Consider the following 9,783-nt stretch of genomic DNA (forward strand, 5'->3'; position numbering starts at 1 on the left):
TTTCTAAGCTGCCTGTGCGGCAGTGAACTGACGCTGTATGGTGAGCTCTTCGTTAGTCATTTTCTAAGCTGCCTGTGCGGCAGTGAACCGATTGCGCATCCCACCAATCGGCTTTTTTCATTTCTAAGCTGCCTGTGCGGCAGTGAACATTTCCCAGGCTTAAAGCTTTTAACAACTGATTTTCTAAGCTGCCTGTGCGGCAGTGAACTCGAAAGCAGGTGTGACGCTGACCAGCGGCGATTTCTAAGCTGCCTGTGCGGCAGTGAACATCCTCCCACGCGTCCAGCTCTCGGGTCAGTTTTTCTAAGCTGCCTGTGCGGCAGTGAACGACAGCTAAGGATGCTACGATACTAGGGGCATTTTCTAAGCTGCCTGTGCGGCAGTGAACACCATTAGTGGTTCTGGTGAGTTTTCTATTACTTTCTAAGCTGCCTGTGCGGCAGTGAACCGATGGACCGTCGAAAGCGTGGGGAAGATATCTTTCTAAGCTGCCTGTGCGGCAGTGAACCATTAAAAAACGTGTTCCCCCCCTCTCTCTCTTTTCTAAGCTGCCTGTGCGGCAGTGAACCTGATTATGAACTGGATTTACAAGCACGTGACTTTCTAAGCTGCCTGTGCGGCAGTGAACGTTCACATCATCATCATTGTGATTTTTGTGATTTTCTAAGCTGCCTGTGCGGCAGTGAACATTAAGATTTAGCGCCGCGCTTGAGGAATTTCTTTCTAAGCTGCCTGTGCGGCAGTGAACTATATCGCATGGTCAAATTGTGCCGTTGCGCATTTCTAAGCTGCCTGTGCGGCAGTGAACTTTTGATTTTGAATGAGGCGGCGCAGGGCAGATTTCTAAGCTGCCTGTGCGGCAGTGAACAGGCACAATAGCCATACCCAGAGTCCACAACATTTCTAAGCTGCCTGTGCGGCAGTGAACTCTAAAAATGTACAACAAAAAACAGTCACAACAAAGACTTAAATAAAAATACCAAGAAATACCTTTATTTTCAGCCTTGCTGTAACCGTCTGTTTTTATTACTTATTTTTAAAGAGCTATTTTTTTGGTTAAAAATCAGGAACAGTAGAAACTTGATCTCCTCCTAAAGCACTTAGGCCGTAGCAGTTAAAGAGCCCTTCTTGCGCGTTATTAACCTTTATTCGTTCAATGAACAGTGGGAATCTGGCGGAGCCCTTGGGGTTCCTCGCTTTGGTTTCTTGGCTTTCCATCCAAATAAAAGGCGCTTTTGATTCTGCCTTTGGCTTGGTTTTTTCAAGCTGTTTTAGACAGTCTGCAATGCTTTGTCCTGATTGTTTTGCCCAAAGCTCCGCTTTAGTCTGCATATCTTTTTCGATACGAGCCTGCCCTTTTATATTCTTGCGAACAAACGCAACAAGAGGTGCACCCTCCGGCACTGGCTGTATTGATTTAAGATGCGTGTAATCCTCGAATCGACTCAGAAATCCAGCGAGATTTAATGTTTCCAATTGCTCTTTTTCTTTAGCCAGCACCCTCAGCTTATTACCCAAAGGAAAGCCTTTACTCCCATAAGCCGGGAAGCTGACCGCTATAGCACTATGCTGTGCATCCACCTTCTGCTCCACTAAGGCGATATGCACTTGCTGATAGATTTTCTGCCAGAGAAAACCTAGTGCAATATCTGCATCCGGTAACAATGTGATGTCTTGGTAGTAGTTCATAACGGACTCCTACTTATCGCTCTCGCCGAAGACACCGCCGCGCACCAAAATGGCCATAACATAGTGCTCATCCTCTACCCGTGACAGCGCTTCGCCACGTGCCCATTTATCAAAATGGGTATAAAAATCCTGCTTCTCTTTTGGTGTGCGAAACGCAGTCCCCAAGTTAGTAACCGCGCCATAAGGCTCAATCGCAATCGGCCCTGCTGTAGCTTGTTCATCTTCAAAAGCAGGGTACCAAGTGTCGATAGAGCGCAACGCATTACCAATTTTCTGCGAATGCATCGCCGCATAACCCTTCACCTGATATAAAACCTTGCTCTTTTTGCTTTTACCTTTGTCCAGCACCAGCTCTTCTGATGGATAAACTTCCTGAGCCTTACCCATTTGAGCGTAGGTTGTAATTTCCAGCATCAGACAACCATCTGCAGTTGACAAAGCATGAGCAATTTTTTCACTCAACTGACTAATCTGCGCATCTTCATAGTCAAAATGTCGAGTACTGTACTGAGTAGCGTCAAAGGTCCAACTAGCTTCCTGTCCTTTATTTAGGACGTTAACCTGTACCTCAATCTGCTCAACACCAACACGATTGCGCCACAAAAAACGGGCATTGGCGATATTGACCGCATAACGACGCGCCAACTCTTTAAAGCCCTCTTTTTCGATATAAGTTTTTGTGGCCTGCTGATAACTGGTCTTAAAGGCTGCATTGTTGCAAGCAGATGGGGTTTCAACACCACCCAAAATTTTCAGGGTGAAATAATGTTTTAGAGTATCTTGTTCTGTACCTAACGCGCAGGCATCCACGGTTTGCAGATTAGGTTTCTCTACTTCTGCATCCAGTTTGGCTGGATCATTTTTTATCGCTGCCTTCAAACGGTTAGAGATGGTACCTCGTACCGATTTTTCCTGTAGTGCCAACGGGGTCGATTCTGCTTTGTTAGCCCAAGTGGTGCCGTAAAAATAACCATCCGACGGTACTAATTTTTTCTCAAACGCCAATACCGATGCTGTATCTTTTGTTTTAGCCATGTTGTTCTCCGTTTCTTCCTTAATCCGGCTTAATGAAAGCCATCGTTATCGATTTCTGTAGTTTGGGTTTGTACCTGCTGGCATAGATAAAGGTTGCTACCGGTATCAGTATGGTAGTGCCATAAAACCTCATTCAATTGCTTGATCCTATGCGCCATTCGGAACTCGCCCAGAGTGACAATGCTCTCAGCAAAGCGGTGCGGTGTTTCAGGGTCACGCTGATTTTTAGCTTCTCCTAATTCACTAATGCCATGAAAGCCAGTCGCTATAGGCACAATCCAACCAAGCTTGTTACCGTCAGCATCAGATTTACGCTGGCTTTTCCAACTCACGCTATCATCATCCCCCTTCGTACAGGTGTGATGCACAGTCAGGTATTCCAACATCGCATCCAGCGCATCACTACCCTGCTCCATCGCCTGTTGCATCAACTCACGCCGCTCAATCAGGGCAAACCCCGGCATCAGTGAACGCATTAACTTAGTTTGAGATTGTTCATCGCCTCCTTCTATCACGGGAAGAACCGGCGCTTTGAAGCTTTGCAGATCGCCCCCCGCTACTTTCATTCGCATCAGGTGCTGGCTGACATCGTCTAAAAAAACTGGCAGTAAGACGGCATCTTCAGTGGCTTCATCCGCCTGATATTCAATTAGAAGGGATACATCTAGATGACAACGTGCTTCTTCAATAAAGGCGGAGCGGTTGCCGTCTTTATCGACAGGGTTTGCCGTACCGATGATTGAGTGAACAAAATCCCCCGGCCCTTGGTAGGTTTGCAGGTCACACTGGTGGCTGATGACACCGGTACCGGTAAATCTTAACTCAGGATAACCTTTGGCGTTTAAACGACGCTGCAGAGCATGGACAAATCCCAGCCAAGCGGTCATCGCGGGAAAACCAATAGTAAAGGGGCTAGATAGGGCGTTGGCGTTGTGTACCTTCAAGTGCGGCAACACTAATAAGCGGCGGGTATTCATAACAGTGCCTCCTTACTCTGTTCAACAATCAGCGTGACACGTTGATAAAGATCGTCTCCCAGCTCCATCGCCGACCGACCCAATACTCTTTTATAGCTAGCATTAAAATGACGGGCGGCCTCTCGAATTAACTCATCCAACCAAACCTGATTATCTAAACGATCTTGCTCATGTTCTGGTAACAACCAAAGTTTCTGATATGTTGGCAAGGCTTCTGGTCGACTATGAGTCTGTTCTGAGAACGCTTTACGTACCTGCCACATTTTTAAAATCAGATAATCCAGATACTCTTCAATTCGATAGTCCAAGCCTTTGCGAATATTAATGTTGTTGTAATCAGCACCAATCAGCCGATGAAAAGCCTGAAAGGTTTCTTGCAGTTGTTTGGGATAAAGCACATCACCAAAAAAATTACGGGTCGGTAAACGAGTATTTCGGGGAGAAAGCTCCGGAGGCATAGATAACAACAGATGTGCCTTACCTGCATTTTGATTATTCAGCACGCTAATATTTTGCGGTTTAGTGCCGCCGTAACCGATAGTCGTCAGGTTATAAATTTCCTGATAACCGGTTTCAGTATATTTATTATTTTTTCTCAACTCCCGCTTTTCTTTCGTGAAATCAGAAAAGCGTAAATGATCTAAACGCTTACGCATCTCAAATAGATGACCGGAATGACTAAGCACAGAAAGCAGGTGATAGCCTTCTTTCTCTTCCTCAACTGGAAAATAGACCTGCTTGATTTTTGAGCTGGTGACGGCCTCATCATTAGTAACAACCATCTCCAGAAAGCCTTGCTTCAACGATTCTACATCCCCAGCTATTTCTAACAACTCTATTGCCAGCTCGCTGCCCTGCTGTAGGTGATGCAGTAAAGTGTCGCCATCCGCCATAACCAAAGTCAGAAATTTATAAACATCCAGCGCTGCGGCATTACCCAAAGCATCATGCTCTGTCTGCACATTACCAGTACGCAAAAAACCATCGGGCCTGAAATCAGCTTTAGCTATGATAGAGCTAGCGTAACCATTTTTATTTTTGCGCGCACTCGGATGACTAAACGTCACTGGGTGTGTTGATAAAGAGATCTGCCCTGCCCGCTTAGCAGCATTAGGCAACCAATTTTTCAACGCGAAAACTTCTTCACACTCTAAGGTTTTATCCCTAACCTCTCCCTCAGTCATGCTGGCTTTTATGTTCTTCTTTAACCAGCCCTCTTTGCGCTCTACAAAGAAGGTTTCTATTGCAGGGTCTGTCATAGTGTTCTCCTAACGTCCTTTAATCAGTTGTGACCAACCCCATCTGGTCATTGTAACGATAGCGATTGCCATCCTGATAAAAACTCAAATTCAATTCACCCAGCCGTTGCGATGTACGTTCTGGGTCTTCGTCTCTGATTTTGCTTTGCTCTACGATCAGCGCTTCATAATCCCGCACTAGCCATAAACGCTTGCTAATCTGTCCCTTCAGTTGCTCTGACGCTATACCTAATTCTCTTTCAACAGGCACCCAGCACCTGTTTCGGCGATCATAAATCTTAAAGATGGGTCCTGATTTTTCATCCAATACCCGATACAGACTTAGGCTAGGGGCGCTGTGACGAAAACGGTTAAACTGCTGTGGCAGTGCAGTCATCCACCAATAATCATCAGTGTAGCCCCATAGCGTTTTCGGGCTTCTCGACACACCGCTTTTAGCTTCTCCGGTCAGGTAGTGACAGCCCAACGTTCGACTGATGGAAAAGTGCTCTAGGGCCGCAAGCTTCTTAGAAGGTGGCGCTGAATCTTTTTCAATGCGTGGTATTGCATCCACACTTTTTGTTATCACTTTCAGATCCAGCACGTCATTCAAGCTTTTTGAAGGGTTTAGTTGCCATTTACCCTGCTCATAACCCGGTTTACTAAAAACATTATCCGCTTTTGGATCCTTATACCCCTTAAGGTTGTATTGCAGCAGGGCCATATTGGGGCTGTCATTATCCAGAGCCCTTCGATGACGTCGCACTCGGCCCGCCAACTGAATAATAGAGCGATAAGAAGAAGGCTCCACCACCGCCCAGTCGAAATCATGGTCACGGCCCACTTCTTCAACAGGCGTCGCTACCAGAATAAAAATCAGATTTTTGGTGCCGCAAGTATCCAGATGCTGCCGTATCTCCGGCTGATAAAAAGCGCCTTCTTTCAGGTCATTAACCGAATGTTTGCGTTTTAATACCTTATCTAAATGCTGCTCCTGGGCATGGCGTAGTAGCAGTACCTGCTGGCTGTGGTAGGCCATTACCCGTACTTCGGTATCTTCCGGCCAATCCGCAGCCAACAGGTATTCGGTCAGTTCAATGCAGGGTTTGATATTGGCACAGCGTACGACGCCAAAAGAGGTCTGTGCACCGGTTTTATTATCAACCGTGAAATGCTGCTGGTGTTTGCTCAGAATGCCTTGCTGCACGGTACTGAAAAACAGGTTTTCAACGGTATCCGTTTCATCTTTTTCCGGTAGAGGCAAAATCTCAGCGCGCCGTTTTACCGGTTCCAACTTCAGTTTGACGATACGTTTGGCAACAAAGCCTTCATGGGCATTCTGATAATACTGAACCGCGTTTTCATCCTGATTGATCGTTACCAGACTGGTTTTAAACTCGTCGGTCCAACCCGCAGCAACCTGATCGTTCTGATTACGGCTAGCGGCAAATAGCGACCAACCTTTTTGATAGGCGGTAAAATAAGCCAGCGCCAAATCCGGCGGAATAGTGGCCGAGGATATCATCACTTTGCGCCCCAACATGCCAGCCAAGTGGATCAAACGACCAATAGCCACTAGGTCTTCACCGACAAAGTCATCAATTTCATCAATCACTAGATCCGATGACATCAATCGCAGACAAGGTAAAATATAACGACCGCCTCGTATGGTTTCTGTCGCCCCCATAATATGGTCGATGGTACAGGCCAGTACTGGTGCATAAAGCAGTGCTCGGTCTTTTTTATTCTCTAATACGGTCGTCAGGCCTTCTTCCGGTAACAGGTTCTGCCAGCATTCGTCATTTTCGTTCCAGTCAACCTGCTCACCTGTATCTAAAAGAGACTCTGCAGACTCTGACCCCAACCCTTCTTCATCAGAGTCGAGCTCTTCCTTCTCGTGAGGCGTCTTATCCCCTTGATGCAGTTCCAGAATCGCTTTTGATCCAATCAATACTGCCAACTCATCCTCTTTCAGGCCGATTCGGTCCCGGTATTCATCACCGGTCTGTAGGGTTAGCGTTCTAAGACCCAATGCCAGAATAAAACGCAAGCTTTGTTGGTCGTCCGAAAGCGCCTGCATTATTTTAGCGTTGGCCAATGTTTTACCTCGTCCGGTACTGGCCATGTTGACGATAAAATAACCGCTGACTTTGTCTTCAGTCTCTTTTCGGTACTCTTTGAGAGCTGCTACCGCTTTATCCTGCCAGCCGAATTGCTTTTTCAGCTCTGGCGACAGGTCTTTTTTGGGGGCCAGCTCAGCTATATCCTGAGCAGGTGGCAATTCAGTCTCGAAATCCGGTAACAAGCGACAAACATCGACTCCCGCCTCCGCCACTCTGACCAGATGCTCATCGAGCTTCTGCTTGAGCTGTCGCTGGTTATCCTGATCCAGTCCCGTATTAGCGTACAGTTCAACAGGGGAATCCCATGTTTTATCGTTATCCTGTGAAGAGTAATAGTGATCGCCCAACATAAGACAAAGACGGGCATGGTGGGCTATTGTGCGCCAGCTACCATCTTTAACCGCCATGGAAAATAACGGCAACTGCTCACTGAGTTGACGGGCTCGATGGCTAAGTTCTGTACACCACTTAGATGACTCACTCAGCAAGCCCTGCGGAAAGACAAAACAATCGGGCAGACGCTGTTGAAACTCATCGTCATCAAAGTGGTTCTCATAGCCCCAGTGACAACTGATTCGAGCGAGCAACTCCTGGGGAGTCTGGTTGGTTCTGTCAGCACAGCTAGCCTTATCCCGATCTTGAGCTTTCGGCAATCTATGATGGGACAGCACGAGCCAAAGCACTAGACTTGCAGCATCAGGCAGATTTTCAAAAGGTCGGGATAGATCCTTTTGTATAGACAAGGCATTTTGTAAATGACTTTCGTCTAGTTTTTTCTCAACCAAAGGAGCCAACCAACTTTGATCCTGTGCAGGGTTCTCACCAGAACGGATCAAAGACATCAGCAATAAACTGGAGATCCACTCATGACGCAACGGATCACCTTTGAATTTCTGTTTTGATTGGGGATTCAGCTTATCCTGAAACAACTTTGTGGCTTTACCCCAGTCATGCAGCAGGGCTGCCAACCCAGTAAAGGTTTTAATTAACGGTAAATAACGCCAGTTATCTGCCATATCACTACTGGGCAATTCCTGTTCAGTCCTATTCACCGGCACATAACCTTCAGCATTAAACTGTTTTTTATTCCCCACCACCCATAACAACTGACTGCGTGATCGCGATCGCATCCAGTGGCAGCTTACAGCTGTGCTTTTACTCGCAATCTTACGCAGCAGTTTTTTAACCGCTAACAGACCTTCCTCAGTGATCACTGTCTGCCAAGTGTTATCGCCGATACGGTTAGCAAAAGCATCTAGCACTCTGCGGGTTCGCTTCAGAGCGTTTTTTTCACACTGGGAAACAAAAGTGACCATCATTTTGAGAGGTCCTCTTCATCCCAGTCTGATTTCATCGCAATACTTTTGACTTTATCAAACATAAAATCCAGCGCTTTATGATCGGTAAATGCCTGTAGGCATTGCTGACGAAATTCTTGCTCAGTTGCCCCCTCTTTTGCACAAATAAAAGCCCAAGGCAAAATCAAAGAATCTTTAATCAAGTCAGCCACATCGAATACAAGCGCGCCTCTGCGGGTTTTACCATGCATCACCGCAAAACCATGAGGAATACCCAATACCCACAACGTGGTGGCAGCAAGCCCGTAAGCGAGGTAGTTACCGTGATTGAGAAAAGCGTTGGCGTTATCTTCAGCTTCTCGTGTCCGAACAAAATCGCCATATTGGGTATGATTAGCGGCTATTTTGTAAAGATTTTTGGTTAACTGTGCCTCAACCTGAAGCAACTCTGTAACAGTCATTGCGTTTTCTGTTTTAAGAGTAAATCGATCTAACGCTGGCACTAAAGTGTCATCATTAAGATTAAAACCCTGCAATTGAAGATCTTTATCTTTCGACCAAACCTTTTGCATAAACTCAATGCGTGCGAGCTGAAACTGCTTTGCCGCCAACAAACGCTTTTCTGGATCAAACCAAAAAGACATCCACCCCTGAACATATTCAGTCGGACGATATTCACTTTGTGGGGATAACCATTCAATTTCAGTCGCCATTAACAACGGTGTCCCACCGCCACCGCAAAAACCTACCAGTACCCCTGCTGATGCCAGCATACGCATTGCGGCTTGAGTAATAGACGTGCCATTACCGAGCAGCAACACGGTAGTATTGGCGATGGGTATATTAAAATAGAGGTTTTCTTTGCTGGCTTCGGTGAGATAGAGGACGCGCCCATCTTTCTGCATTACCCGACATTTTTCCAAGTAATAGATGTTGGCCCGCTTCGAGTGCAATATTGCTTTAAGGTCAGTCAGTTGCTCCATCATCCCTGTGATATCCCTTATCTAGACATACATTCCCAGACATTCCCTCTGGAGAACCGCTGCTCTATATTAGAGCTTAGTGTTTACAATCGCTTAAAGAATCAAAAATAACAACCAAACTAAACCTGTTCAAATTATTTCTAATACTGACAATATGTTATAGCCTATTGATACCGCTCAAGCCAATAGTTAGCAAAACTTGAGAATAGAAATATATGACTTTTCAGGCTAAGGCTTAGCAAGCCAACACCCAAACGGACTGACTCAAATCAACGCGATAACGATGAGTAAGCGAGATGTTTGCGTGTTAAAAATTGGCGCAAGCAGCTTGCTGACCTTCAGGTCGGCAAGCTGCGAGCATAGAAATAATAGCGCCAATATTTTTGCCATCAACAGGCATACTTGCACCCAACCGCTCTAACCATACTTGCCATGGCAAG

General features: G+C 46.2%; 6 protein-coding genes and 1 CRISPR repeat array. All 6 genes read right to left on the reverse strand.

Going from position 1 to position 9,783, the window contains the following annotated elements; genetic code table 11:
* Positions 1–928: direct repeats of the CRISPR family, unit length 28 nt; unit sequence TTTCTAAGCTGCCTGTGCGGCAGTGAAC.
* Between the two features lie 128 nt (positions 929–1,056).
* From cas6f to cas1f, 6 genes are read right to left on the reverse strand one after another with little or no spacing between them, the layout of a single operon-like run.
* Positions 1,057–1,689: a type I-F CRISPR-associated endoribonuclease Cas6/Csy4 gene (cas6f, locus tag KO512_RS15915; protein WP_215953339.1), complete on the reverse strand. Its 633-nt coding sequence runs from the start codon at positions 1,687–1,689 to the stop codon at positions 1,057–1,059.
* Positions 1,690–1,698: 9 nt separating this feature from the next.
* Positions 1,699–2,724, reverse strand: a complete 1,026-nt coding sequence (csy3, locus tag KO512_RS15920) for a type I-F CRISPR-associated protein Csy3 (protein WP_215953340.1) — start codon at positions 2,722–2,724, stop codon at positions 1,699–1,701.
* A 29-nt stretch (positions 2,725–2,753) separates the two neighbouring features.
* Positions 2,754–3,701, reverse strand: a complete 948-nt coding sequence (csy2, locus tag KO512_RS15925; protein WP_215953341.1) for a type I-F CRISPR-associated protein Csy2 — start codon at positions 3,699–3,701, stop codon at positions 2,754–2,756.
* Positions 3,698–4,960, reverse strand: a complete 1,263-nt coding sequence (locus KO512_RS15930) for a type I-F CRISPR-associated protein Csy1 (protein ID WP_215953342.1) — start codon at positions 4,958–4,960, stop codon at positions 3,698–3,700. The genes csy2 and KO512_RS15930 overlap by 4 nt, the downstream gene beginning before the upstream one ends.
* Before the next feature lie 19 nt (positions 4,961–4,979).
* Positions 4,980–8,381 carry a type I-F CRISPR-associated helicase Cas3f gene (cas3f, locus tag KO512_RS15935; RefSeq protein ID WP_215953343.1) on the reverse strand — a complete coding sequence of 1,134 codons (3,402 nt, stop codon included), beginning with the start codon at positions 8,379–8,381 and terminating at the stop codon, positions 4,980–4,982.
* The gene (cas1f, locus tag KO512_RS15940) at positions 8,378–9,346 is read right to left on the reverse strand and encodes a type I-F CRISPR-associated endonuclease Cas1f (protein WP_320136062.1); all 969 of its coding nucleotides are present in this window, start codon (positions 9,344–9,346) and stop codon (positions 8,378–8,380) included. Before cas1f ends, cas3f begins: the two co-directional genes overlap by 4 nt.
* Positions 9,347–9,783 lie beyond the last annotated feature (437 nt).

The organism is Amphritea atlantica (assembly GCF_018860855.1).
Lineage (GTDB): Bacteria > Pseudomonadota > Gammaproteobacteria > Pseudomonadales > Balneatricaceae > Amphritea > Amphritea atlantica_A.